The sequence below is a fragment of the Streptomyces sp. NBC_00193 genome (assembly GCF_026342735.1).
Lineage (GTDB): Bacteria > Actinomycetota > Actinomycetes > Streptomycetales > Streptomycetaceae > Streptomyces > Streptomyces stoeckheimensis.
In genome coordinates, this window is the sequence record NZ_JAPEMM010000001.1 from 2,680,851 (window position 1) to 2,705,572 (window position 24,722).

Consider the following 24,722-nt stretch of genomic DNA (forward strand, 5'->3'; position numbering starts at 1 on the left):
ACCCTACGGGCCCTCGTCCCACCATTGAAGAGCATGAACCGAACGATCGGTCGGTCGGGCGGGACGAGGCGGGAAAAGACCTCTGACAGGGGGCCGTGATGGTGGCAGTGACCCCGGCAGTGACATCGGGGACCGGGGGGCGGGACGCGGAGCAGGACGCCGGGCAGGACGCGGGGATCGGCGTGACCGCCGACCTCGGCGCGCAGCTCGCGGCGGCCTTCGACGCGGCCGTGGCGGCCGACGAGCGGGTGGAGCCCCGCGACTGGATGCCCGACGAGTACCGCGCCACCCTGGTCCGCCAGATGGCCCAGCACGCCCACTCCGAGATCATCGGCATGCAGCCCGAGGCGAACTGGATCACCCGCGCGCCCTCGCTGCGCCGCAAGGCGATCCTGATGGCGAAGGTCCAGGACGAGGCCGGCCACGGCCTGTACCTGTACAGCGCCGCCGAGACCCTGGGCACCAGCCGCGACGAGCTGCTCGACAAGCTCCACGCCGGGAAGCAGAAGTACTCCTCGATCTTCAACTACCCGACGCTGACCTGGGCCGACGTCGGCGCGATCGGCTGGCTCGTGGACGGCGCGGCGATCACCAACCAGGTCCCGATCTGCCGCTGCTCCTACGGGCCGTACGCGCGGGCCATGGTCCGGATCTGCAAGGAGGAGTCCTTCCACCAGCGCCAGGGGTACGAGCTGCTCCTCGCCCTCTCCCGGGGCACCGAGGCCCAGCACGCGATGGCGCAGGACGCCGTGAACCGCTGGTGGTGGCCCTCGCTGATGATGTTCGGCCCGCCGGACGCCGAGTCGGGGCACTCCGCGCAGTCGATGGCCTGGCGGATCAAGCGCCACACCAATGACGACCTGCGCCAGCGCTTCGTGGACATCGCCGTCCCGCAGGCCGAGTCGCTGGGGCTGACCCTGCCCGACCCGGACCTGAAGTGGAACGAGGAGCGCGGGCACCACGACTTCGGGGCCATCGACTGGGCGGAGTTCTGGGAGGTCCTCAAGGGCAACGGCCCGTGCAACGAGGAACGGATCGGCCAGCGCCGCACGGCGCACGAGGAAGGCGCCTGGGTGCGCGACGCGGCCGCGGCGTATGCGGAGAAGCAGGCGGCGGCCACGGCCGCCGCGGCAGAAATCGGAAGCGAGGCACGGGTATGACGCAGAACTGGCCCCTGTGGGAGGTGTTCGTCCGCTCGCGGCGCGGCCTCTCGCACACGCACGCGGGCAGCCTGCACGCCCCCGACGCGGAGATGGCCCTGCGCAACGCCCGCGATCTCTACACCCGGCGCGGCGAGGGCATCTCGATCTGGGTGGTGCCCTCCACGGAGATCACCGCCTCCTCCCCGGACGAGCGGGACCCGTTCTTCGCCCCGTCCGCCGACAAGCCGTACCGGCACCCCACCTTCTACGAGATCCCCGAGGGGGTGCAGCACCTGTGACGAGCACCGAGACGAGCACCGGAGCGGGTACGGCCACCGAGGCGGGTACGACCGCCGGGGCGGCGGCGCTGGCCCTCGGCGACGACGCGCTGATCCTTTCCCACCGCCTCGCCGAATGGGCGGGCCACGCGCCCGTCCTGGAGGAGGAGGTCGCCCTGGCCAACATCGCCCTCGACCTGCTCGGCCAGGCCCGCGTCCTGCTGTCGACGGCCGGCGACGAGGACGAGCTGGCCTTCCTCCGCGAGGAGCGGTCCTTCCGCAACCTCCAGCTGGTCGAGCAGCCGAACGGCGACTTCGCCCACACCATCGCGCGCCAGCTCTACTTCTCGCTCTACCAGCACGAGCTCTACGGCGAACTCGCGGTCGGCGACGGCCCCTTCGCGCCGCTCGCCGCCAAGGCGGTCAAGGAGACCGCCTACCACCGCGACCACGCCGAGCAGTGGACGCTGCGGCTCGGCGACGGCACCGAGGAGAGCCGGCGCCGGATGCGCGCCGGTCTGGACGGGCTGTGGAAGTACACCGGGGAGATGTTCCGGCCGGTGGACGGGCTCGACGAGATCGACTGGGCCGCTCTGGAGGGCCGTTGGCTGGCCGCGCTGGGCGGCGTACTGGAGCGGGCCGGACTGGAGCTGCCCCAGGGGCCGCGGCACGGCGCCTGGGCGGCCGGAGCCGGCCGGCAGGGGCTGCACACCGAGTCCTTCGGGCGGCTGCTCGCGGAGATGCAGCACCTGCACCGCAGCCACCCGGGGGCATCGTGGTGACCGGCGCCGGTGCGGGCGCCGCCGCCGGCGCCTGCACCGAGCAGACCCGGCTGGAGGTGGAGCTGGCCGCGCTGGCCGGCTCCGTCCCCGACCCCGAACTGCCCGTGCTCACCCTCGCCGAGCTCGGCGTGATGCGCGGGGTGCGGATGCACGAGGACGGCCACGTGGAGGTCACCCTGACCCCCACCTACACCGGCTGCCCGGCCATCGAGGCCATGTCCGCCGACATCGAGCGGGTCCTGACCGACCACGGCATACCGGAGGTCCGGGTGCGGACCGTGCTGGCCCCCGCCTGGTCCACCGACGACATCAGCGCCGAAGGCCGCCGCAAGCTGGCGGAGTTCGGCATCGCCCCGCCGCGGCCGCACGCCGCCGGCGGACCGGTCCCGCTCACCCTGTCCGTCCGCTGCCCGAACTGCGGATCGACCGACACCGAGCTGCTCAGCCGGTTCTCCTCCACCGCATGCAAGGCGCTGCGCCGCTGCATCGCCTGCCGTGAACCGTTCGACCACTTCAAGGAGCTGTAAATGGCCGTGTCACCGCCGTCGCCCACGCCGGTGGCGCCCGCCGGCCCGCAGGCCGCCGCGTCGGCGCGCCCCGCGCGTCACGGCGCGTTCCACACCTTGACGGTGACGGCGGTCGACCGGCTCACCGAGGACTCCGTGGCCCTGACCCTGGCCGTCCCGCCGGAGCTGCGCGCCGAGTACCGGCACGCCCCCGGCCAGCACCTCACCCTGCGCCGCAGCGGCTCCGCCGCGGCGGGCACCGCAGCGCAGGCCGAGGTGCGGCGCACCTACTCGATCTGCTCCCCCGCCCCGGCCGCGGACGGCCCCGGCCCCGCCGCGCTGCGGGTCGGGGTGCGGCTGGTGGAGGGCGGGGAGTTCTCCTCCTTCGCCCACAAGAAGATCGCCGCCGGGGACGTCCTGGACGTGATGGTCCCGGCCGGCCGCTTCGTCCTGGACCCCGTGACGGCGCCGCCCGCCGCGCACTACGCCGCGATCGTCGGCGGCAGCGGCATCACCCCGGTGCTGTCGATCGCCGCCACCGTCCTCGCCGCCCGCCCCGACGCCCGGTTCTGCCTGGTGCGCAGCGACCGCAGCGCGGCTTCGACGATGTTCCTGGAGGAGGTCGCCGACCTCAAGGACCGCTACCCCGACCGGTTCCAGCTCGTCACCGTGCTGTCCCGGGAGGAGCAGGAGGCCGGGCTGCCCTCGGGGCGGCTCGGCGAGGAGCGGCTGACGGAGCTGCTGCCCGCGCTGCTGCCGGTCACGGAGGTGACGGGCTGGTTCCTGTGCGGGCCCTACGGTCTGGTGACGGGGGCCGAGCAGGCGCTGGCCGCGCTCGGTGTCCTGCGGACCCGGGTCCACGAGGAGGTCTTCCACGTGGAGGACACGGCCCCGCCCGCGCGCACCGCTTCGCCCGATGCCACCCGCGGCCGGGTCACGGCGCGCCTCGACGGCCGCTCGGGCACCTGGCCGGTGCGCGACGGCGAATCCCTGCTCGACGCGGTGCTCCGGGCCCGCGCGGACGCCCCGTACGCCTGCAAGGGCGGGGTCTGCGGCACCTGTCGGGCGTTCGTCGTATCGGGCGAGGTGCGGATGGACCGCAACTTCGCGCTGGAGGAGACGGAGACGGAGGCCGGGTTCGTGCTGGCCTGCCAGTCGCACCCGGTGTCGGAGGAAGTGGAGATCGACTTCGACCGCTGACGGGCCGCGCCGCCGCCCCCCTGTCCAATTTCAGGAACGTGTTCTATCTTGACGCACCGTCAGGCAGAGCGCGATCCGGGTACGCGGGAGGACAGGCAGTGGACTTCACCTTCACCGAGGAGCAGCAGGCCGCCGTCGAGGCGGCCAAGGCCGTGTTCGCGGACGTGGCCCCCGACGGCGTGCCCAGCCCCGCACTCACCCCGAGGGCGGTGGCCGAGGAGTTCGACCGCGAGCTGTGGGCGAAGCTCGCCGACTCCGACCTGCTGAGCCTGGTCCTTGACCAGGAGCACGGCGGCTCCGGACTCGACGCCATCGCCCTGTGCCTGGTCCTGCGCGAGTCGGCGAGGGTGCTGGCCCGGGTGCCGCTCCTGGAGCACTGCGCCACCGCCATGACCGTCCAGGCCCAGGGCAGCCCCGAGCTTGCCGCCGCCCTGCTGCCCGGCGCCGGGCAGGGCAGCCTCGTCCTCACCGTCGCCGCGCACGGCCGGAGCGGCCACGACCCGGCCGAGCTGTCCGTCACCGCACGGCGGGAACGGGACGGGGACACCTGGGTCCTGGAAGGCCTCCAGACGGCCGTCGCCTGGGCGCACAGCGCCGACTGGATCGCCGTACCGGCCCACACCGGGGAGGGCGAGGCGGTGCTCGCGTTCGTCCCCCGGGCCACCGAGGGCCTGTCCCTCGCGGAGCAGTACTCCACCAGCGGGGAGCGGCTCGCCGAGCTCACCCTCGACGGCGTACGGGTCCCGGCCGCGCACCTGATCGAGGCGCCCGGCGCCTGGGACCACCTGCGCCAGCTCCTGGCCACGGGGACGTGTGCGCTCGCGCTGGGGCTCGGCGAGAACGTGCTCACCATGACCAGCCAGTACACGAGCAAGCGCGAGCAGTTCGGCTTCCCGGTGGCCAGTTTCCAGGCCGTCGCCGTCCAGGCCGCCGACCGCTACATCGACCTGCGCGCCATGGAGGTCACCCTCTGGCAGGCCGCCTGGCGGCTCGACGCCTCCACGGGCGGAGCCGGCGGACCGCTGCCGAGCGCCGGTGACGTGGCCGTGGCCAAGATCTGGGCCTCCGAGGGCGTACGCCGCGTCGTGCAGACCGCACAGCACCTGCACGGCGGCTTCGGCGCCGACACCGACTACCCGCTGCACCGCTACCACGCCTGGGCCAAGCAGCTGGAGCTCCAGCTCGGCCCGGCCGCGGCCCACGAGGAGGCGCTGGGCGACCTGCTGGCCGCCCACCCCCTCGCCTAGGACGGCCCGGCCCCTCAGGGCCGCCGTCTCAGACGACGAAGCCCGGGGTGCCCGCGTCGGTGACGACCGGGCGGCCCGCGGCCTCCCAGTCCTGCATGCCGCCGGCCACGTTCACGGCGTCGATGTCCTGGCCCCGCAGGTACTGGGCCACCTGGGCGGAGCGTCCGCCGACCCGGCACATCACGTAGACCGGGCGCTCGTCCTCGATCTTCTCGGTCAGCTCACCGATGCGCGCGACGAACTCGCTCATCGGGATGTGCAGCGCGCCCTCGGCATGGCCGGCCGCCCATTCGTCGTTCTCGCGAACGTCGAGGACAAAGGCTTCGGAAGGCAGCGCGGAGGCGGCCACCGAGGGAAGCGGTCCGGAGTTCATGTCTGTCGCCTTCTCTCGTCACGGATAGCTGAGCCAACCTATCCGACCCGGCCGCCGCGGCCCCAGCCTCGGCCGGGCCGCGGCCGCAGCCGGCGGCTCACTCGGCAGTGAGCTCCGCCAGCTCCGCCTCACGCTTCTCGACGTCGCCGAGCAGCTGCTCGGCGATCTCCTCCAGCAGCCGGTCCGGGTCCTCCGGGGCCATCCGCAGCATCGACCCGATCGCGCTCTCCTCGAGGTCCCGGGCCACCACCGACAGCAGCTCCTTGCGGCGCGAGAGCCACTCCAGGCGCTCGTACAGCTCCTCGCTCTCGCTGAGCCGCTGCTCGGCCGGCGCCGGACCCTCCGCCCACTCCTGCGCCAGCTCGCGCAGCACCTGCTCCTCGCCGCGTCCGTAGGCCGCGTTGACCCGCGCGATGAACTCGTCGCGCCGCTCGCGCTCGGCATCGTCCTGGGCCAGGTCGGGATGCGCCTGGCGGACCAGCTCGCGGTAGAGGCGACGCACCTCCTCCGAGGGGCGCACCCGCTCCGGCGGCCGCACCGCGCGGTCCGTGAGCATGGCGGAGGCGTCGTCGGACATCCCGTCCGAGTCCAGCCAGTCGTGGAACAGCTCGTCCACCCCGGGCATCGGCATGACCAGCGAGCGGGCCTCGCGCGCACGGCGCAGGTCCTCCGGGTCCCCGGTGCGCTGCGCCTTCGCCTCGGCGATCAGTGCGTCCAGCTCGTCGAGCCGCGAGTACATGGGGCCGAGCTTCTGGTGGTGCAGGCGGGAGAAGTTCTCCACCTCCACCCGGAAGGTCTCCACCGCGATCTCGAACTCGATCAGTGCCTGCTCGGCGGCCCGCACCGCGCGCTCCAGGCGCGCCTCGGGCCGTTCGTCGGCAGCGGGGCCGGGGCCGGAGCCGGGCTCGGACGCTTCGGGAACAGTCTGCTCGCTCACCCGGCCAGCCTAAGGCCCTGGGGCCCGGGTGTTTCACGTGAAACATCCACCGGTTTCACGTGAAACATCCCGGCTGCCCGACCGGATCCAGACCCCTGATTCAGACCCGGGCTCAGACTCCGGATTCAGACCCGGGCTCAGACCCCGGCCTCCGCCGCGATCCGGCCGGACCGCACCGCCGCCACCAGCACCGCGTGGTCGGCCTCGCTCCGGTCGGCGTAGGCCACGGCGAAGCCGGCGACGGCCTCGTCCAGCTCGTCGCTCTTGCCGCAGTACCCGGCCAGCAGCCGCGGATCCGCGCTGTGCGCGTGCGCCCGCGCCAGCAGGGCTCCGGTCATCCGCCCGTAGTCGTCGAACTGCTCGGCGGCCAGCGCCGCCGGGTCCACGCTGCCCTTGCGGTTGCGGAACTGGCGGACCTGGAAGGGCCGCCCCTCCACCGTCGTCCAGCCCAGCAGGATGTCGGAGACCACCTGCATCCGCTTCTGTCCGGCCACCACCCGCCGGCCCTCGTGCTCCTCCGGCGGGGAGACGAAGCCGAGCCCGGGCAGGTGCGGCAGCAGCGCGGAGGGCCTGGCCTCCTTCACCTGGAGGACCAGCGCCTCACCCCGGTGGTCCAGCAGCAGCACCACGTACGAGCGCGTGCCGACGCTGCCCGTGCCCACCACCCGGAAGGCCACGTCGTGGATCGCGTACCGGGCCAGCAGCGGCAGCCGGTCACCCTGCAGGGTCTGCAGGTACGGGCCCAGCGCGGCCGCCACGGCCGCCGCCTCCCCGTCCCCGACCCGGCGCAGCACGGGCAGCGCGTCCACGAAGGCGCGGCCCCCGTCGGGCGTGCGCTCCGTGGACTTGGCGGCGAACCGGGCGGAGGTGTTGTTGCGGGCCTTCTCCGAGACGCGTTCCAGGGTGCCCAGCAGGTCACGGGCATCGGTGTGCGAGACCAGTTCCTCGTCCGCGATGGCGTTCCACGCGTCGAGGGCCGGCAGTTTGGCCAGCAGCCGCATCGTGCGGCGGTAGGCGCCCGCCGCGTCGTGCGCGGCCGCCCGGCAGGTCTCCTCGTCCGCGCCGGCCACCCGGCCCGCCAGGACCAGCGAGGTGGCCAGCCGCTTGAGGTCCCACTCCCACGGACCGAAGACGGTCTCGTCGAAGTCGTTGAGGTCGATGACCAGCCGGCCGCGCGCGTCCCCGTACAGGCCGAAGTTGGCCGCGTGGGCGTCCCCGCATATCTGCGCGCCGATCCCCGTGACGGGACCGCCGGAGAGGTCGTGGGCCATCAGCCCGGCCGCCCCGCGCAGGAAGGCGAAGGGGTTGGCGGCCATCCGGCCGACCCGTATCGGCGCGAGTTCGGCGACCCGCCCGACATTGGACTCCTCCACCGCCCGCACCGCGTCCGGACGGTCGGCCGGAGCCTCGAACCGCGCGTGCGCCGACCGGGGCACCCGCGTGCGCAGCGCCTTGCCCGCCTCCCGGGGAGAACCGGCGCGGGACCCCGCGGACTGCCGCGCAGCGAACCCCTCGACCACCGGAATCCGTACCGTCGACTCCGGTCCCACGCCGTGCTGCTGCGCTACCGCCGTCATGCGCCCCGCCCCCTGATCGCCATCGGATTTCGGCCCGACCGTACCTACAGCCCGGCGTCCCTGGCCAGCAGGGCCGCCTGCACCCGGTTCTCGCATTCCAGCTTCGCCAGGATCCGGCTCACGTACGTCTTCACCGTGGCCTCGCTCATGTGCAGCCGCCGCCCCGCGTCCGCGTTCGACAGCCCCTCCCCCAGCAGCGCCAGCACCCCGCGCTCGCGCTCGCTCAGTTCGGCCACCCGGCGGCGCGCCTGCTCGTCACGGCCGGCCGTCCGGCCCGACGCGATCTGGTCCACCACGTGCCGGGTCGCCGCCGGGGACAGGTAGGCGTCCCCCGCCGCGGCCGCGCGTACGGCGCCGATGAGTTCGCCGGGCGCCGAGTCCTTCAGCAGGAACCCCGCTCCGCCGCCGCTCAGCGCCCGCAGCACGTTCTCCTTCTCCCCGAAGGTGGTCAGGATCAGCGCCCGCACCTCGGGGGCCGCCCGGCCGAGCTCGGTCAGCGCCGTCAGCCCGTCCATGACCGGCATCTGGATGTCCAGCAGCACCACGTCCGGGCCGTGCGCCCGCGCCAGTTCCACCGCCTCCCGGCCGTTCGCCGCCTCGGCGACGACCTCGATGTCCGCCGCCGAGGTCAGGATCATCCTGATCCCGGCCCGGATCAGCGGTTCGTCATCAGCGATCACCACACGGATCACCTTGGCTGTCACCCCTGCTCCTACTGCTTGGCCTCGTACGCCTGCTTCTCGACGAGCTTGCCGTCCTTGAAGCAGAACCGGAAAACGCTGTCGCTGTCCCAGTCGCCGCCGCCCTCCGCGAGGAAGGCCAGACAGGTGGCGCCCTGCGGGCGCGGCGGCCCCTTCCGGTCGAGTCCCTCGGTCAGGATGCTGTCGCCGCTGGGCAGCCGCGACCGTACCGCGCTCTCCGCCTCGCCCACCTGGATCTCGTCGTACTCGGCCCGGCCGACCGTCGCGTCGCTCACCGAGCCCACCAGCAGCGCCACCGCGGCCCCGATCACGATCAGCAGCACCACCACGGCCGCGACCGCGATCCCGCAGCCCAGCGTCACGCCCCCGACGCGACTTCCGTTCAGCAGCTTGCGGTCGACCGCGTCCCAGTCGACCGGCCCGGCGCTTCCGCTCAGGGTCCTGGCCTGCACCTGCTGTCCGAAGTCGTCGGCGACCGCGCCCGGCCCCGCCTCCTCGGCCCCGGCCGGCTCGGTCCCGTACGGGAGCACCCCGGCCACCCGGAACCCGCCGCCCTCCACGGTCCCCGCGTAGACCATGCCGCCGACCAGCCGGGCCCGTTCGCGCAGCCCGGTCAGCCCCTGCCCGCCGGACACCACCTCACCGGCGCCCGGGCCGGCCGCCGGGCCGTTGGCGATCTCCACCACCAGGGAGTCGTCCTCGTACCGCAGTTCCACCGTGATGGGCGCGCCCGGCGCGTGCTTGTAGGCGTTGGTCAGCGCCTCCTGCGCGATCCGGTACGCCGCGTGGTCGCACGCCGCGACCAGCGGCCTGGGCCGCCCCGCAGTGGTGAGCCGTACGTCCGTCCCCGCGCTCCGCGCCGACTCCACGATCCCGGCGATGCCCGCCACCCCGCGCGCGGCGGGCTGCGCCTCCTCGACCGGCAGCGGCGCCTCCACCCCGTCCCGCAGGATGCCGACTACCTCGCGCAGCTCGTGCATGGCCGCGACCGAGGCCTGGCGCAGGACGCCCACCGCCTCGCGCTGCCGGTCGGTGAGGACCGGATCGACCTCCAGGGCACCGGTGTGCACCGAGATCAGCGCGAGCTGGTGGCCGAGGCTGTCGTGCATGTCCTGGGCGATGCGCTGGCGTTCGCGCAGCCGGGCCTGGCCCGCGACCATCGCCCGCTCGCGCAGCAGCTGGGCGTTGCGCTCCTGGAGGGCGCGCAGCAGCGTGTGGCGCTGGGACCAGTAGCGGCTGGCCAGACCGGGCATGACCACCATGGCCAGGAACATCAGCGCGCTGAAGACGACGATCAGCACCGCGCGGCCCTGCGACCACTCCTTGAACACGCTGAGGACGACGGCCAGGGCGAAGGCCCCGGTGAAGGCGCCGAGCGCCCGTCCGACGCCGACGATGCGCCGCCCCGCCGACCAGCCGAGGGGGATCGCCACGAGGAAGGCCCCGGGCAGGTAGACCCCCACCACCGAGCCGGCCACCAGCGTGAACACCGGCAGCCGCCGCCGCAGCAGGGTCAGCACCACCACGGCCACGGCACTGGCCAGCATCCGCGCGGCGGAGCCGTTGTCGATGTCCTCGACCCCGAGCCCGATCAGCACGAGCACCCCGGCCAGCGCCAGGTCCCCCGCCAGCATCCGCCGGGTCCAGGGCTCGGGCCCCCTCACCCAGTCCCATCCCGTACGCATCCTCGCCGTCACATCCACCCGCCCGACCCTAGACACCGCGCCGTCACCGGGCTGCCCTCTTTCGTCGCGCCCTGCGCAACGAAAGTCTCCCGGCGCAGTCCCGCTGCTTCTCCGCTACAGGCGGCCTGCCTCCGAAGGGGAGCACCCCCCTACATCTTTCGAGGCAGCGCCGCCGCCGTCGGGCCGCTCCGCCTTGTGAGCCCCGTCTCTCCTACCTAAGGTCCTGCCATGACCGAACGGAATGGATCACGCAGGGAAACCGGCGGCGGAGAAGATCGGCGGGTGGAAGAGGCGTGCAGCTACCGGAACTGAGCGCCGAGATCCGCATACCCCTCCGTGTCCTCCAGCTGTACGTACGCATGGGACTGCTCCCCGCTCTTCCCGCGTACGACGAGTCCCATGTCCGTAGAGCCGTATTGGTCAGAACGCTGCTGGAGGTCGGCGGTCTTTCGTATTCCTCCGCCCGCCGCGTCGTGCGGAAGATAGACATGTCGCCGCCGCCGATCGGCGAACTGTGCGGCACCATCCAGTACGCCCTGCCCGCGGCCGGCTCGGAGGCGCAGGACCAGAATTGGGACCGGGCCCGGGAGCGTGTTCAGGCACTGGCCCTGGCGCGGAACTGGCGGGTGAGTCCGGAGAATCCGGCGTGGCAGACCTTGACGCAGACTCTCGTCGCGGTGGAGTGGCTCGGACACGACGACCTGCTGCGCCTCCTGGACACTTATGCGGACGCCTTGGAACCGGTTGTGGCCGCCGAGGTCCGTCTCCTGCACGAACAGCCCGACCCGGAGAGTGCGGCCGCGCACATGGTGACGGGAACCGTTCTCGGGGACGTCGCATTTTCCGCGCTACGCCGTCTTATCCACGAGCACGCTTCCTCCCAAGAACCGTCTGAATGTCCGTAACGGCAACTACCGCCCAGTAAGTACCTTAAGGTTGACGCCCCTACGGTTGACGTGCATGCTGTTTGGTGATCACTGGAGCCCACTCCTTCCGAACAGAACGGCCGTAAGGGGATAGGCGACTTCGGGCTACAGCAAGGGCGGGGGATCTTGCGGTACAACCCAGACGGACACGGGATCGATACACCAAACAACACAAGAGAAGAGGTGGGATTAGCAAAGTTATTCCAGCACCAGCAGCCAGAACTTCTCGAAGAATACCGAAACACCCTGATCGAGCATCACAATCCATTAGGCTCGAATCCGGAAGCATGGGCCACCTGCAGAGAACAAGCCCAGCACATTCTCGCCGAATGCCTCCGCGCGATGGAAGACGGAGCCGAGGAACCACTCGACACCCATCTCATCGCGAAGACCCGAAGGCTCAGCGGCGCCCGCATCTCGCAGGGAATCGCACCCATCCATTCAGTGCGCGCCGGGGCCCTGCTCTTCCAGGTCGCCACGAGCCACCTCATCCGGATCGCCTCGGCCCGGCCCGAGGACCAGCGCTGCCTGATGAAGATGCTGCCCGTACTGCAGTCATCGATCACCCAACGGCTCGAAGCCGGCTCCACCGGGCACGACCTCTTCCTGCTGGACGTCGTACGCGATGCCACCCGGCACGGCCGTGACGGCATGGCCCGCGAGATCCACGACCGCATCGGCAGCTCCGCGAGCCTGGCCCTGCGCCAGCTGGAGCTCTACGAGCTCACCCGGCAGCCGTCGGGAACGGACCCCAGGCTCGAGGCCCTGAAGCAGGCCATCCTGGAGACGCTCTACACCACGCGGGACATCGTGACGGACCTGCGGACCCGGGCGGAAGCCACCCAGTCCCTCTACGTCTCGCTCTCGGCCTTCGTCTCCGCCATGGCGATGGACGACGTACAGGTCGACATCCACGTGGCCGATCCGGGCGACCTGCTGCCGGACGAACTCACCGAAGACCTCTACCTGATGCTCCGCGAATGCCTGCGCAACGCCTTCACCCACGCCCGTTCCGCGCGGATCGACATGGAGGTCCGCGTCGAGGCGGGCCGGGTCGACGCATCGGTACGCGACGACGGCACGGGCTTCGACCCGCACGCCCACCGGCGGGGAAACGGGCTGTCGTCCCTGACAGAGCGCACCAAACTGCTGGGCGGCCGGCTCACCATCGACAGCGCTCCGGGGCAAGGGACGGCGATCGCCCTGTCCATCCCCTTCGACACGGAGAACCATGCACACGCCAATTGAGCCGCGCCCGGCCGCCGAACCGCTCCGCATCATCGCCGTCGACGATCACTCACTACTGCGCCGGGCCCTGTGCGAGCTGATCGAATCGGAGGACGACCTCACCGTCGTCGCCGATACGGACACCTCCGAGGGACTGGCCGACCTCGTGGAACGCACCAGACCCCACGTGGTCCTCCTCGACGTGGAAATGCCGGGTCACCACGCGCCCACCGTCGTGCGCGCCCTGACCACCCGGTTTCCCCAGTTGCACGTACTGATCCTGACCATGCACAGCGACGCGCAGCTGGTGCAGGAACTGCTCGCCCACGGAGCCCGCGGCTATCTGCACAAGAGCGTCCCGCGCGAATCGCTTCTCGCAGCGCTGCGGAACACCGCCTCCCGCGACCCGCACGTCACGATCGCCCTGCCGAGCAGCGGTGTTCCCACCGTCGGATTCAGCACCTCGCACCAGACCCTCTCGCCGCGGGAGCGGGAGGTGCTCACGTACGTCGCCGCCGCCCTGAGCAACCGGCAGATCGCCGTCCGGTTGCGCATCACCGAGGGCACCGTGAAGCGGCACCTGCGCAACGTATTCGAGAAACTCGGCGCGATATCACGCATCGACGCGGCGAACAAGGCAATTGATGCGCGGCTCATCAGAAGGCCCGGGCCGGAAGACCGCCCGGGTGCCGGAAGGGGATAGGACCAAAAGACTGCACAACAGGCTCGCCCGTATGCCTCTTTGAGAGTATCGGGGTTACCCCCAGCGGGTCTGCCCCGGGTTGGGGAATTCGAATACATTCGAGCCATGTCGACAAAGACGCCCATAATTTCCGATGGAATTGAGCGTTCCACAAGACCGTTATCGCCGTCGGCCGCACCCCTCAAATGGGTCCGGATCCTGCTGCTCTGCTTCCAGGAATCCCGGGCCGCGGTGCAGGCCATATTCCTGATGCGTTTCCTGCTGGCCGCCACGGCCGGCGCCACGTCCTATCTGACGCTGCCCCCCGCCCTGTTCGGCGGGGCCGGCGTCTGGCTGATGGCCGCGACGTCCGTCTACCTCTTCAACGGGGTGACGGACGTCGACGAGGACCGGGCCAACGGCTCCACCCGCCCCATCGGCCGCGGCGCGCTGTCGCCCGCCGACGCCCGTCGCACCGCACACGTGATGGCCGCCGTGGCGCTGGCCGGCGGTGCGTGGATCGGCCCCGCGATGCTCACGGCGACCGCGTGCATGCTGCTCCTCGGCTTCGTCTACTCCGCTCCCGGCATCGCCCTCAAGACCAGCACCCCCGGCACCATGGCCACCGTGATCGGCAGCGGCGCCCTCACCTACGCCGCCGGCATCGTGTGTTCCGGGAGCCCCGTCTCGCCGTCGCTGATCGCGTTCTGCACCGCGATGTGCCTGTGGATGGGACTGGTCGGGGCCGTCACGAAGGACTTCTCCGACGCCGCGGGCGACGCCCGGCACGGCCGGCGCAACTGGACGGTCCTGTGGGGGTACGCGAGGACGGCCGCCGTCGTCTCGCTGAGCGCCGTGACGGTCGCAGCGGGGCTGCTGGTCTGCGCCCTCGTCCTGGACGCACCGCAGCTGCTGGTCCCCGCCTTCGTCCTGCTGGGCGGGGCACTGGCGCTGGCGGCCGCGGCGCTCACCGGGCGGTCGGACGACTCGCGCTCCCGGCGCAGGCTGCCCTACCGGATGTTCATGGTCACGCAGTACGCGGCGCATCTCGTCGCATTCGCCCAGCCCATCGGCTGAACGACAACGGGGGAATCACAGTGAGGCACAGTCAGATCCATCCCTGGGCATCCGGCCGCCCCGGCGCGCGACCCGGTGCCGCTGCCGACACCGACACCGACACCGGTGCCGCGATGCGCCACGACGGGTTCGGCATCCGCATCCTCGGCCCGCTGGAAGCGGTCAACGGCGCCTCGGCGCACCGCCCGCGCGGCCCCAAGGTCCGCAAGCTGCTCGCCCTGCTGGCCGTCCGCGCGGGGGACATCGTCGAGGTGGACACGCTCGTGGAGGAGCTGTGGGACGGGTCGCCCCCGCCCACCGCGGTCAGCACGGTCCGTACGCACGTCTACCACCTGCGCCAGGAGCTGGGCCGGGAACTGGGCGACACCGACGTCCGCCGCGTCATCACCACCGAGGGCACGGGGTACTCGCTGTGCCTGGCCCCCGGTCGGCTGGACCTGGAGCAGTTCACCCAGCTGTACGGACAGGCCCGCACAGACCTGCGCGCCGGCAACGCCGAAGCCGCGCTGGAGCGGCTGGACACCGCGCTCGGCCTCTGGCGGGGCCGCGCGCTGGCCGATGTGAGCCGGGGACGCGTGCTGACGGGGCACGGCGCCCGCATCGAGGAAATGCGCTCGCGGGCCCAGCAGTTGTGGATCGAGGTCATCATGGTCCTGGGGCGCCACGGCGAGGTCGTGCCGGAACTGCTCCGGCTGGTCGCGGTGGACCCGCTGAACGAATGGCTGCACGCCCGCCTCATAGACGCCCTGTACCGGAGCGGGCGGCGGGGCGACGCCCTGCGCGCCTTCCACCACGTACGCAACGTACTGGCCGAGGAGTTGGGCCTGGAGCCCTCCGACGACCTGCGCCGGCTCCAGCACCACATCCTGGCCGGTGGAGCGGCCGCGTGAGCATCCGGATCTGGACCGTCCCCACCGCGGACGCGGCGGCCTGGGCCCCGTACGAAGAGGCGTACGCGGTGATGGACTCCCGGGAGCGGCAGCGGCTGGACCGCTTCGGCCGCGCGACCGACCGGCTGCGCTACCTGGCCGTCCACCACGTCTACCGGAGCCTGCTCGGACGGGAACTGGGCATCCACCCGGCCGAGGTGGCCTTCCGCCGGTCCTGCGCCCGCTGCGCGAGCCCGGAGCACGGCCGGCCGGTGCCCTACGGACCGGACGGGACCACCCTGTCGGTCAGCCTGTCCCATTCGGCGGCGTACGCGGTCGTCGCGATCGGCGACAGCCCGGACGTCCCGGTCGGAGTGGACATCGAGCGGGTGCGGCCGCACATGGACTGGAGCCGCATCCCGTGCGTCCAGGGCGTGCGCACCACCCACGGCTTCGAGCAGTGGACGCGGGCCGAGGCGCTGGTGAAGGCCGCGGGCACCGGCCTGGAGGCCGACCCGCCCCGCTACACCGGCCACGCCTTCGGGCCGTGGCGCGCCGCGCTCGTACCGGGCTCGGCCCGGGACTGGTACGTGCGCAGCATCCGCTCCCCCGAGGGGTACGCCGCTTCGGTGGCGTCCGCGAGCGCGGACGCGACCGTCACCGTCGCGCAGTGGCGGCCCTGACGGCCCCGACGGCTGCCGGCGCCGGCAAACAGAAGAAGGAGGGCGGCCCCCGGAACGTTCCGGGGGCCGCCCTCCTGTCTCTGCCCGGCCGCGCCGCTACCGCAGCAGGACGCAGCTGGGGCTGGGTACGGAGAGCGGCGGCGCGGCCGGGGTGAGCCGGCCGGTGGCCGGGTCCAGGCGGAAGGCACTGACCGACTGCCCGGCCTGGTTGGCCGTGTACACGTACCGGTCGGAGGCGTCGAGGGCCACGTCCCGCGGCCAGCAGGTGCCCGGCGCCTTGGCGCTGACGGGCTGGGACTCGACGAGCGCGAGGCTCCGGCCCGCGTTGCCCACCCGGAAGGACTCGACGGTGTCGAGCCCCCGGTCGGCCGTGATCAGGAGCCCGCCGTCGCGCGTGAGGTGCACGGCGGAGGGGGCGTTGCGGGGGTTGATGCCGGGCGGCGCGACGGACGCGTGGGAGAGCGGTCGGAGCTCTGCGGTGCCGGCGTCGTAGGACAGCACGGTGACGGTGTGCCCGAGTTCGTTGGTCACGTAGGCCAGGTCTCCCCGCGGGTGGAAGACCAGGTGTCGCGGGCCGATGCCGCTGCCGAGCCGGACCTTGCCGGCCGGGCGCAGTCCGCCGGTGGCGGAGTCGAAGTCGTAGACGTGGATGTGGTCGTCGCCCTTGTCGGGGACCAGCACCCGGCGGCCCGCGGGATCGAAGGCGATCATGTGCGGATGCGGACCGCGCTGCTCCTCGGGGTGCGGGCCGCGGCCGTCGTGGCGTACGACGGTCACCGCCTCCCCCAGCGATCCGTCGGCCGCCACGGGCAGGACGGCGATGTGCCCCGAGTCGTAGTTGGCCGTGAGCAGGAAGCGGCCTTCGGGATGGACGGCGAGGTGCACCGGCGCCGCGCCCGCGCTGGAGCGGGGGCTCCCGAGGGGGTGGAGCCGGTCCCCGTCGATCCGGTAGGCGTGGACGGCTCCGGTGGCTCCGTCCGGGAGCTGGCTGACGGCGTAGAGGCGGGACCCGTCGGGCGAGAGGGTGAGGAAGGAGGGGTTCTCGATCCCCCGCTGCCACCGCCTGACGTCGAGCCGGCCGTCGGCGCGCACGGCGGCGATCCCGATGCCGGGCAGGCCCGGCAGCCCGTACTCGCCGATGGTGAAGCCGCCGATGTAGGCGTGGCGGGCGTCGGGCCGGGGCGCTTCGCCCGCGGCGGTGGACATGCCGGTCCAGCCGATCCCCGCGAGGGCGCCCGCCCCGGCGAGCGCGAGGAACCCGCGACGGTCGTAGGAGGAAGGGGCCGAGGCCCCTTCGCCAAGTCTGCTGGGGCGGTTCAAAGTTCGGCTCCGAAGATCAGCCCGGGTGCGAGGAGTACGGCGAGCCCTCCGCCGGCCAGGGCCAGCAGGACCTGCCACCCGGTGCGCAGGTTCCTGATCCGGGCACGCCGGCGGGCCAGGGCGAGCACCGCGACGGACGCCGCCCAGGCGGGAAGTGCGATGCGCAGGCTGACCTCGCCGGTGAAGAGGAGTCCGGCGCGGGCCGTGATGCATTCGGCCGCCGAGCACCCGTCGGGCGGGTCGGACGAGGCCCCCAGGACCCCGAGCCCCAGGAAGAGGAGCGGGGCCAGGGCGGCGAGTCCGGTGGTCCACACGTAGGGCGCCAGTCCGGTGCTCCGGCGGGCCCGCCGCCGGGTGATCGCGAAGGCGGCCAGGGCGGGCACCCACCCCGTCAGCACCCCGAAGAGCCCCGCGTGCGCGGCCTCCGAGAGCGCGGCCCAGCCGGCGTCAGGCCCCCAGCCGCCCCGCAGCAGTGCCAGGAGGCCGGTGGCGGCGGCGAGTCCGGCCGCGGTGTGCGCCCAGGTCCGGGCGAAGGAGGGGGCGCCGGCCCAGCCGACGAAGACGCCGGCCAGCGACACCAGGAGCACGGGCGGACCCGCGGTCACCCCCCAGGGCAGCGGAAACCCGGGCAGGCCGTCCCCCAGGGGCGCCGACCAGCTCCCCCAGTCGCCGAACAGGGCCGCCAGGACGGCGGTCACACAGGCGGCGACGGCCCCGGCGTGCTGCACCCGGTCGGTCTCGGCCCGGGCCCGCTCGGCCCGCTCGGCCTCCGCCCGGGCCCGCTCCCGCTTGTCCTCGCCCCAGTCGTCCTCGGCCCGTTCGTGCTCGGCCCCCTCCCCCTCGGCCTCGCCCCCGGTCAGGACGAGCGCCACGCCCCGGGCCCGGAACGGGGGAGGTCCGGTGACGGGGCGCGGCGCTGCCTGCGGGATCGCCGGGCCGGTGGAAGCCGGCCCGGTCGCGGCCCCGTGGGCGGCCCCGGAGGGAAGTCGGGGGACCGTCCCCTCCGAGGCGGTTCGTGGCGTCGGGCCGAGGGCGCCGGCGGCTATGGCCGCCTCCGGCTCCTCGGAACCCTTCGCAGTCGCGGGGCGCCCGGACGCGGACGCTCCTGCGGGCCGGGCCGTGGTCATCGCCCGGCCTCGGCGGCGTGGGCGGTGTCGGCGGCGCGGGCCGCACCGACCTGCGGCGCAGCGCCCGTACGCTCCTCGGCGGCGGACTCCCGGAAGCCGTAGCGGGACCACCAGCGGGCCAGCGGCGCCGGCGCCCACCACGCCCACTTGCCCATCAGGGCCATGGTGGCGGGCACGAGCAGGCCCCGGACCACGGTCGCGTCGATGACCACCGCGATCACCAGACCGACCCCGATCATCTTCATGAACAGGATGGACGAGGTCATGAACCCGCCGACCACGACGACGAGCAGCAGCGCCGCACTGGTGATGATCTTCGCGGTGCGCTGGAGCCCGATGGCCATCGACTCGACCGGGTCGCCACTGGCCTCCCATTCCTCGCGGACCCGGGAGAGCAGGAAGACCTCGTAGTCCATGGCCAGACCGAAGGCGATCGCCACGACGAGCACGGGGAAGTTGGCGTCCACGGCGCCGATGGGTTCGAAGCCGAGCAGCCCGGACAGGTGCCCGTCCTGGAAGATCCACTTGATGGCGCCGAAGGTGGCCAGGAGCGACAGCAGGTTCAGGATCACGGACTTGAGCGGGAGCAGCAGCGAGCCGAAGGCCAGGAAGAGCACCAGGAAGGACACGACGGCCACGAACAGGGCCATCCACGGAAGACGTCCGCCGATCATGTCGACGATGTCCACGCGGGAGGCCGGCATTCCGGTCACCAGCGTCTTCGCGCCCTGCGGCGCCGCGGTGTCCCGGACCCCGTGCACCAGGTCCACGGCCGCACGGGACATCGGGTCGGGCGCGTACCGCAGCGTCACCCGCGCGTCGTTGCCCGCGAAGGCGGTGGGCGTCGCGGACGTCACGCCCGCAACCCCCTCCAGCCGGTCCGCGTACGCCTCCACGGCGCTGCGGTCGGCCGGGCCGCCGAAGCGGACGACCGAGGTCATGGTCCGGCCGGGGTTGGTGTCGAAGTCGGCGGCCAGCGTCTTGCTGACGACCTTCGCGTCCCCGTTCGACGGCAGGACCCACTCGCCCGGCCGGGCCCAGTTGACGCCGAGCAGCGGCGCACCGAGGCCGACCAGGACGGCGACGATCGCCAGCGAGGACAGCAGCGGCTTGCGCATGACCGCGTGCGCGGTGCGGTACCAGCGGCCCTGCGTCAGCGGCTTCGCCGCGCCGCCCCGGCTGCCCCGGCCGCCCGGCAGCGGGACCCGCCACTTGTCGATGCGGTGTCCCGTGTAGCGCAGCAGGGCCGGGAGCAGCGTCAGCGAGCCGACGACCGCGAAGGAGACCACGGCGACGGCCGCGTAGCCCATGGAGGACAGGAACCGCGAGGGAAAGAGGGCCAGGCCCGCGAAGGAGATGGCCACGGCGAGCCCGGAGAAGGCGACCGTGCGCCCGGCCGTGGCCGTCGCGCGCCGGACCGCGGTGTCCACGTCGGCGCCGGCGTGCAGTTCCTCGCGGAACCGGTTGACCAGGAAGAGGGCGTAGTCGATGGCCAGGCCGAGGCCCAGGATCGTGATGACGTTGATGACGGTGCTGGAGATCTCGGTGAACATCGTCAGCACGCGCAGCACCACGAAGGATCCGAGTGCCACGAAGGTGCCGACGGCCAGCGGCAGCAGCGCGGCGACCGCGCTGCGGAAGATCAGCACCAGCAGGACGAGCAGGATCGGGATCGAGAGCATCTCGGCCCGGGCGATGTCCGAGCCGGTCAGGGCGTTGACCTGCTCCGTCATCGCGGCCACGCCGCCGAAGCGGGCGGTGACCCCCTCGGCCTCGAACTCCGTCTTGATCTTCGTCAGCGCCTCGACCTGGTGCTGGTCGTTGTCGTCGGCGAACTGCACGGTCGCGTACATGCGGGTGCCGTCCCGCGACACGTAGGCGTCGGCGCCCTGGGCGCCGGGGTCCCAGAAGGAGCTCAGGCGGGTGATGCCCTCGCGGGGGACGCCGTCGAGCGCCGACCGGACGGCGCTGCCGAACTCGGCGGCGCCCTGGCCGGCGGTCTTGGACTCGTAGAGGACGATCACGTCGTTGGACTCGCGCCCCAGCGGGCCTTCGAGAACCTTGTCGGCCTCGACCGACTCACTGGCCGGGTCGTCGAATCCGGCACCGCCGGTGAACGAGCCGAAGACGCCGGTGCCCCACACGCCGGCGAACAGCGTGAAGACGACCGCCGCGATCACGACCCATTTGCGACGCCGCGCGGTGAATGCTCCGATGGCGGCAAACAATTTTCTCTCCCTGGCTGGTATCGCTTTTGCTGAGGCTTGCTTGATACGTCCGACCCCGCGCAGGTTCGGTTCACGACTCTTTCAGAGCCGGTAATTACGCGGAATGCACATTCGGATTGTTCGCTATACCTCTTTCGACACATTCCCGGCCGCGCTCGGCACGGGAAGGGCGAGCCCGGCGGTGTGCCGAACTGCGCTCCGGCCGGTGCGCCGCTGCGCGAGCGAGGCGGCGACTCCCACCACCAGCGACAGCCCGAGACCGAGGGCGACCGAGTGGACCGGGTCGTCGCTGATCGCGCCGCCGAAATAGCCCACCCCCACGGAGTACGCGGTCCATATGAGCTCCGCGAGCGCGGCCCCGGAGGCGAACCTGCCGAGGGGGTACCCGGCGGCGCCCGCCGAGAGCCCGCCCAGCAACCGCCCGCTCGGCAGGAAGCGCACCCCGACGACGAACGGGATGCCACGCCGGCGCACCTGCCCGGACATCCACTCGAAGAGCTCGCCGCGCCGCCCGCGCGTCACGGCGCCCAGCCGGGCCCGGTCCCCGAGGAACCGGCCGCAGCGGTGTATCAGCAGGTCGCCGAGGAGCGCGCTGCCGGCCACCGAGAGCACCACGAGGACGATCGACATCTCCCCGCGCGCCGCGAGCACACCGCTGGTGACCAGCAGGACGTTGTTCGGCAGCAGCGGCGGCAGGGTCGTGAGCGCCAGGATCGCGTACGCCCAGCAGGCGGCGCCCGACAGGTTCCCCGCCAAGCCGGAGGTGACGTCGAGCCAGGTCACGATCGCGTTGATGTCCACGGCCTTCCCTCCATCCGTTCGACCCCGGCCTCGAAGGCTCCGGGGCGGCCGGCACTACCACTTTCGAGGCATGTGCCGGGTCATTGGTGAGTGATGACCCCAGGTCGGCGGGTCATTAGCGTCGGTTCGGCAGCGGACGAACGCGCCTCCACAAGAACTGTAACCTAAGGTATCGATAGATTCACTATCACCTATCACCAGCCTAGGCGGGCGCACATGACCGACGTGATGCTGTTCCTCAGGGAGTTCGCCCGGACGCGGCGGGACACGGGAGCCATCGCTCCCAGCAGTCCCTTACTGGCCCGGGCCCTCACCCGCTACGTGATCCCCAGTCCTGGCAGGCCGCGCGCCGTGCTCGAAGTCGGCCCCGGCACGGGCGCCGTGACCCGGTACATCCAGCCGGCGCTGGGACCCCTCGACACCCTCGAACTGATCGAGCCCAACCCGCGGTTCACCGACCTGCTGCGGCACACCTACCGGGACGACCCGCGCATAGGCCTGCTGCCGGGCCTGGTCCAGGACCACGAACTCGGCTCGTACGACACGATCGTGTGCGGCCTGCCCTTCGCGAACTTCGAGGCCCCGGTCGTGGAGGACATCCTCGGGCAGCTGCTGGCCTCGCTGAACCCGGGCGGCACGCTGTCCTTCTTCGCGTACGCCGGAGTGCCGCCCCTGCGCCGGGCCCTCACCTCGGGCGAGACGCGCGAACGCACGCTGGGAACCCAGGCGGTACTGGAACGCACGCTGCGGCGCCACCGGTTCCGCACCGAGACCGTGCTGTGGAACGTACCGCCCGCCCACGTGCACCACCTGGCCCTGGTGGCACCGGCTCCCGCAGCCGCGCTCGCCTACAGCGCCTGATCCTCCACCGGGGCGGACACACGTCCGGACGCGTCCTCCTGAGCGATGCGGCGCAGGGCCGACATGGCCGCGTCGCCGAGGAGGGTGCCGAGGACGACGCCCTCCACCTTGCCGTCCACGCTGGGCACCCGGGCGAGGGCGGCCAGCTCGGCGCCGGCCAGGCGTCCGGCCACGGCCGCGTACTCGTCGAGCAGGGACAGCAGGTCGCCCCTGCCCAGGTCGCTGTAGGTCACGACGATCTGGACCAGCGCCTTCCAGCCGGGGTTCTCGGGCTTGGCCGCCCACCCCTGGCGCCGCACCAGCTCCTCGACGGCGCGTTCGGCACCCGCCCAGTCGCCCTCCGGATTCGGGTCGGCCACGGCGCGGGTGACCGCGGACTGGGCGACGCCGAGCATGCCGTGGACCGTGCGGTCGGGCGAGTCGACCTCGGCGAGCACCTCGCGGACGGCGGCGATCGACAGGCCGCCGACCTCCAGCATCGCCCGGATCAGCCTGAGCCGGTGCGCGTGCGCGTCGGAGTAGCTCACCTGGTTGGGGCTCGTCCGCTCGCCGGACGGCAACAGCCCTTCACGGGCGTAGTACTTGACCGTCGCTACCGAAACTCCGGTACTCCGCGCCAGCTCTCCGATACGCATTCGACCAGGATACTGCGTTTCCCCTCCGCGTTTACCCCCCGGCCACAACAACCCGGCCGGAGACCGCCACGTACACGAATTGCCCAGCTTTTATCGGTCTTGAATTTGCGCACGATCGCGCTTCCATGCCGGACTGCCAGGCTCAATCCGTACCCAAAATCCCCTCTTGGCAGCCGGCAGCCAAAGAACCGAGCCGAAGGAATCAGGTATGACCACAGAAGTGGTTCCGGAGCTTCCCTCGGAGCCCGGCGATCTCACCTACGGGCGCACCGTGGACCGCTCCCTGGTCCACCGGGCCGCCGTCTCCGAGGTCTTCGTGACCGACATCAGGCCCCTGACCGCCATGCGCGTCCGCACCGCGGTCCAACTGCCCCTGACCCACGGCTACTACAGCGACCACGTGCAGCAGCCGGCCCTCTACGACGCCCTGCTGCTCCTGGAGTCGGGCCGGCAGGCCGCGATCGCCGGATCGCACGCCCACATGGGCCTGTCCCAGGGCACCACGATGATCGTCGACAGCTTCCGCATGGACCTGTACGGCCTCGCGGCGCTGAAGATCGGCTCGAAGCCGGGACGGCTGCACATCGACACCGAGTACTCCGGCAAGGCGAACCGGCGCGGCCGGGTCCGCAAGGGCATGGTCGCCCAGCGGTACTTCATGGACGGCGTCGAGGTCGGCGACCACGAGATGGACGTGCTCTTCCTCAACCCGCACGAGAACGAGGTGCTGCGGCACGCCCAGCGCGGCACCCCGGCGCCCCTGACCTCGGACTACGGCCGCCACGCACCCGGTGACGACGGCAGCGGACAGCTCCGGCCCGAGCAGGTCGGCCGCGGCAACCCCCTCAACGTCGTGCTGTCCCGCGCCGAGCGGGCGCCGGAGGCGGTCACGGCCCGGGTGACGCCCCGCTACGACAACCGCGCGCTCTTCGACCACGTCTACGACCACCTCCCGGCCATGACCCTCGTCGAGGCCGCCCGCCAGCTCGCCCTGCTCGCCACCGGCGAACCCCTGGCCACGTACGCCGTCGGCTTCGAGGCCCGCTTCGACCGGTTCGCCGAACTGGACGACACCGTCCTGGCCGAAGCGGCCCGCCCCGACGGGAATGCACCCGGCACGGTTCCGGTGCGCTTCCTCCAGGCCGGCGCGCAGATCGCCCACGTCACCGTCACCACCGCATCCGGGAGCCAACTGTGAGTACGCGGCGCCTTGCCGTCTGGACCGACTTCGGCGGTGTCCTGACACCGCCGATCTCCCACACGATGGCCGCCTTCTGCGCGGCACAGAACCTCGACCAGCAGGTGCTCGGTCAGGCCCTCGCCAAGGTCACCGCCCGCTACGGCACGGCCGACCCGATGGAGCCCATCGACACCCCCCTCATCACCGAAGAGGCGTGGCTCGACGAGATCTCCGCCGTACTGGAGGCCGATCACGGGATCACCGGGCGCAAGCTGACGACCCTCGCCGACACCTGGTTCGACGGCCGTGAGACCAACCACGCCTGGGTGGCCGAGCTGCGCAAGGCGCGCGAGGGCGGCGCCTTCGTCGGGATGATCTCGAACATGGTCCCGACCTGGGACGCCCACTGGCGCCGCATGGTCGACGTGGACGAGCTCTTCGAGGACGTCCTCCTCTCCTTCGAGGTCGGCCACCGCAAGCCCTCGCCCGCCATGTTCGCGCTCGCCGCGGAACGCGCCGGGGTCCCCGCCGCCGACTGCGTCCTGATCGACGATCTCGCGCACAACGTCGCGGGCGCCGAGGCCGCCGGCTGGACGGCGATCCACTTCACCGACACGAGCACGGCGGCGGAGCGGCTGAGCTCCCTGTTGTCGTCCGACCCCCGATAAGGAGCCCCAT

The 24,722-nt window shown here is 72.3% G+C and carries 25 protein-coding genes; 15 read left to right on the plus strand and 10 right to left on the minus strand.

Going from position 1 to position 24,722, the window contains the following annotated elements; translation table 11 throughout:
* The first annotated feature begins 98 nt into the window (after positions 1 to 98).
* From paaA to OG898_RS11785, 6 genes are all read left to right on the plus strand, one after another.
* The gene (paaA, locus tag OG898_RS11760; RefSeq protein ID WP_250738743.1) at positions 99 to 1,160 is read left to right on the plus strand and encodes a 1,2-phenylacetyl-CoA epoxidase subunit PaaA; all 1,062 of its coding nucleotides are present in this window, start codon (positions 99 to 101) and stop codon (positions 1,158 to 1,160) included.
* Positions 1,157 to 1,441 (plus strand): 1,2-phenylacetyl-CoA epoxidase subunit PaaB, encoded by a 285-nt coding sequence (gene paaB / locus OG898_RS11765; protein WP_243331024.1) that lies wholly within the window; start codon positions 1,157 to 1,159, stop codon positions 1,439 to 1,441. The genes paaA and paaB overlap by 4 nt, the downstream gene beginning before the upstream one ends.
* A 68-nt stretch (positions 1,442 to 1,509) precedes the next feature.
* Positions 1,510 to 2,202, plus strand: a complete 693-nt coding sequence (gene paaC, locus OG898_RS11770) for a 1,2-phenylacetyl-CoA epoxidase subunit PaaC (protein WP_266960198.1) — start codon at positions 1,510 to 1,512, stop codon at positions 2,200 to 2,202.
* Complete coding sequence (gene paaD, locus OG898_RS11775; protein ID WP_266956666.1) at positions 2,199 to 2,729, plus strand: 1,2-phenylacetyl-CoA epoxidase subunit PaaD; 531 nt, start codon at positions 2,199 to 2,201, stop codon at positions 2,727 to 2,729. The genes paaC and paaD overlap by 4 nt, the downstream gene beginning before the upstream one ends.
* A complete protein-coding gene (locus tag OG898_RS11780; RefSeq protein ID WP_266956668.1) occupies positions 2,730 to 3,908 on the plus strand; it encodes a 2Fe-2S iron-sulfur cluster-binding protein in 1,179 nt (392 codons plus the stop codon).
* A gap of 98 nt (positions 3,909 to 4,006) precedes the next feature.
* Positions 4,007 to 5,155, plus strand: a complete 1,149-nt coding sequence (locus OG898_RS11785; RefSeq protein ID WP_250738740.1) for an acyl-CoA dehydrogenase family protein — start codon at positions 4,007 to 4,009, stop codon at positions 5,153 to 5,155.
* Positions 5,156 to 5,183: 28 nt separating this feature from the next.
* Here OG898_RS11785 and OG898_RS11790 read toward each other — a convergent pair whose 3' ends face one another.
* The 5 genes from OG898_RS11790 to OG898_RS11810 all read right to left on the minus strand — a co-directional run bounded on the left by OG898_RS11790 (position 5,184) and on the right by OG898_RS11810 (position 10,428).
* Complete coding sequence (locus OG898_RS11790) at positions 5,184 to 5,528, minus strand: rhodanese-like domain-containing protein (RefSeq protein WP_250738739.1); 345 nt, start codon at positions 5,526 to 5,528, stop codon at positions 5,184 to 5,186.
* A 97-nt stretch (positions 5,529 to 5,625) separates the two neighbouring features.
* On the minus strand, positions 5,626 to 6,465 hold the full coding sequence (locus tag OG898_RS11795) for a J domain-containing protein (RefSeq protein ID WP_266956670.1): 840 nt from the start codon (positions 6,463 to 6,465) through the stop codon (positions 5,626 to 5,628).
* A gap of 137 nt (positions 6,466 to 6,602) precedes the next feature.
* Positions 6,603 to 8,042, minus strand: a complete 1,440-nt coding sequence (locus OG898_RS11800) for a DUF2252 domain-containing protein (RefSeq protein ID WP_266956672.1) — start codon at positions 8,040 to 8,042, stop codon at positions 6,603 to 6,605.
* Positions 8,043 to 8,086: 44 nt separating this feature from the next.
* Positions 8,087 to 8,734 (minus strand): response regulator transcription factor, encoded by a 648-nt coding sequence (locus OG898_RS11805; protein WP_250738862.1) that lies wholly within the window; start codon positions 8,732 to 8,734, stop codon positions 8,087 to 8,089.
* A gap of 20 nt (positions 8,735 to 8,754) precedes the next feature.
* Positions 8,755 to 10,428, minus strand: coding sequence for a sensor histidine kinase (locus OG898_RS11810; protein ID WP_250738736.1), 1,674 nt, complete (start codon positions 10,426 to 10,428; stop codon positions 8,755 to 8,757).
* A gap of 293 nt (positions 10,429 to 10,721) precedes the next feature.
* Between OG898_RS11810 and OG898_RS11815 the strand changes: the two genes are divergently transcribed.
* From OG898_RS11815 to OG898_RS11840, 6 genes are all read left to right on the plus strand, one after another.
* Entirely contained in the window at positions 10,722 to 11,333 is a 612-nt protein-coding gene (locus tag OG898_RS11815; protein WP_266956675.1) for a MerR family transcriptional regulator, read from the plus strand.
* A gap of 363 nt (positions 11,334 to 11,696) precedes the next feature.
* Positions 11,697 to 12,602 carry a sensor histidine kinase gene (locus OG898_RS11820; protein WP_266956677.1) on the plus strand — a complete coding sequence of 302 codons (906 nt, stop codon included), beginning with the start codon at positions 11,697 to 11,699 and terminating at the stop codon, positions 12,600 to 12,602.
* Entirely contained in the window at positions 12,586 to 13,284 is a 699-nt protein-coding gene (locus tag OG898_RS11825) for a response regulator transcription factor (RefSeq protein ID WP_250738731.1), read from the plus strand. The genes OG898_RS11820 and OG898_RS11825 overlap by 17 nt, the downstream gene beginning before the upstream one ends.
* 231 nt (positions 13,285 to 13,515) lie before the next feature.
* Positions 13,516 to 14,340: a UbiA family prenyltransferase gene (locus OG898_RS11830; protein WP_250738729.1), complete on the plus strand. Its 825-nt coding sequence runs from the start codon at positions 13,516 to 13,518 to the stop codon at positions 14,338 to 14,340.
* Between the two features lie 20 nt (positions 14,341 to 14,360).
* Entirely contained in the window at positions 14,361 to 15,230 is an 870-nt protein-coding gene (locus OG898_RS11835; RefSeq protein ID WP_250738727.1) for an AfsR/SARP family transcriptional regulator, read from the plus strand.
* A complete protein-coding gene (locus tag OG898_RS11840; RefSeq protein ID WP_250738725.1) occupies positions 15,227 to 15,892 on the plus strand; it encodes a 4'-phosphopantetheinyl transferase superfamily protein in 666 nt (221 codons plus the stop codon). The genes OG898_RS11835 and OG898_RS11840 overlap by 4 nt, the downstream gene beginning before the upstream one ends.
* 96 nt (positions 15,893 to 15,988) lie before the next feature.
* On the opposite strand, the gene OG898_RS11845 is transcribed toward OG898_RS11840, so the two are convergent.
* From OG898_RS11845 to OG898_RS11860, 4 genes are all read right to left on the minus strand, one after another.
* On the minus strand, positions 15,989 to 17,212 hold the full coding sequence (locus OG898_RS11845) for a lactonase family protein (protein ID WP_250738723.1): 1,224 nt from the start codon (positions 17,210 to 17,212) through the stop codon (positions 15,989 to 15,991).
* Complete coding sequence (locus OG898_RS11850; protein WP_266956681.1) at positions 17,209 to 18,084, minus strand: hypothetical protein; 876 nt, start codon at positions 18,082 to 18,084, stop codon at positions 17,209 to 17,211. The genes OG898_RS11845 and OG898_RS11850 overlap by 4 nt, the downstream gene beginning before the upstream one ends.
* A gap of 251 nt (positions 18,085 to 18,335) precedes the next feature.
* The gene (locus OG898_RS11855; RefSeq protein WP_250738720.1) at positions 18,336 to 20,567 is read right to left on the minus strand and encodes an MMPL family transporter; all 2,232 of its coding nucleotides are present in this window, start codon (positions 20,565 to 20,567) and stop codon (positions 18,336 to 18,338) included.
* Between the two features lie 123 nt (positions 20,568 to 20,690).
* Positions 20,691 to 21,368: a DedA family protein gene (locus tag OG898_RS11860; RefSeq protein WP_266956683.1), complete on the minus strand. Its 678-nt coding sequence runs from the start codon at positions 21,366 to 21,368 to the stop codon at positions 20,691 to 20,693.
* 216 nt (positions 21,369 to 21,584) lie between these two features.
* Between OG898_RS11860 and OG898_RS11865 the strand changes: the two genes are divergently transcribed.
* Positions 21,585 to 22,229 (plus strand): class I SAM-dependent methyltransferase, encoded by a 645-nt coding sequence (locus OG898_RS11865; RefSeq protein ID WP_250738717.1) that lies wholly within the window; start codon positions 21,585 to 21,587, stop codon positions 22,227 to 22,229.
* Here OG898_RS11865 and OG898_RS11870 read toward each other — a convergent pair.
* Positions 22,217 to 22,864 (minus strand): MerR family transcriptional regulator, encoded by a 648-nt coding sequence (locus OG898_RS11870; protein ID WP_250738715.1) that lies wholly within the window; start codon positions 22,862 to 22,864, stop codon positions 22,217 to 22,219. The two genes, OG898_RS11865 and OG898_RS11870, sit on opposite strands and share 13 nt — an antisense overlap.
* 208 nt (positions 22,865 to 23,072) lie before the next feature.
* Between OG898_RS11870 and OG898_RS11875 the strand changes: the two genes are divergently transcribed.
* Positions 23,073 to 24,062 (plus strand): AfsA-related hotdog domain-containing protein, encoded by a 990-nt coding sequence (locus OG898_RS11875; protein ID WP_250738712.1) that lies wholly within the window; start codon positions 23,073 to 23,075, stop codon positions 24,060 to 24,062.
* Positions 24,059 to 24,712, plus strand: coding sequence for an HAD family phosphatase (locus OG898_RS11880; RefSeq protein ID WP_250738710.1), 654 nt, complete (start codon positions 24,059 to 24,061; stop codon positions 24,710 to 24,712). Before OG898_RS11875 ends, OG898_RS11880 begins: the two co-directional genes overlap by 4 nt.
* Positions 24,713 to 24,722 lie beyond the last annotated feature (10 nt).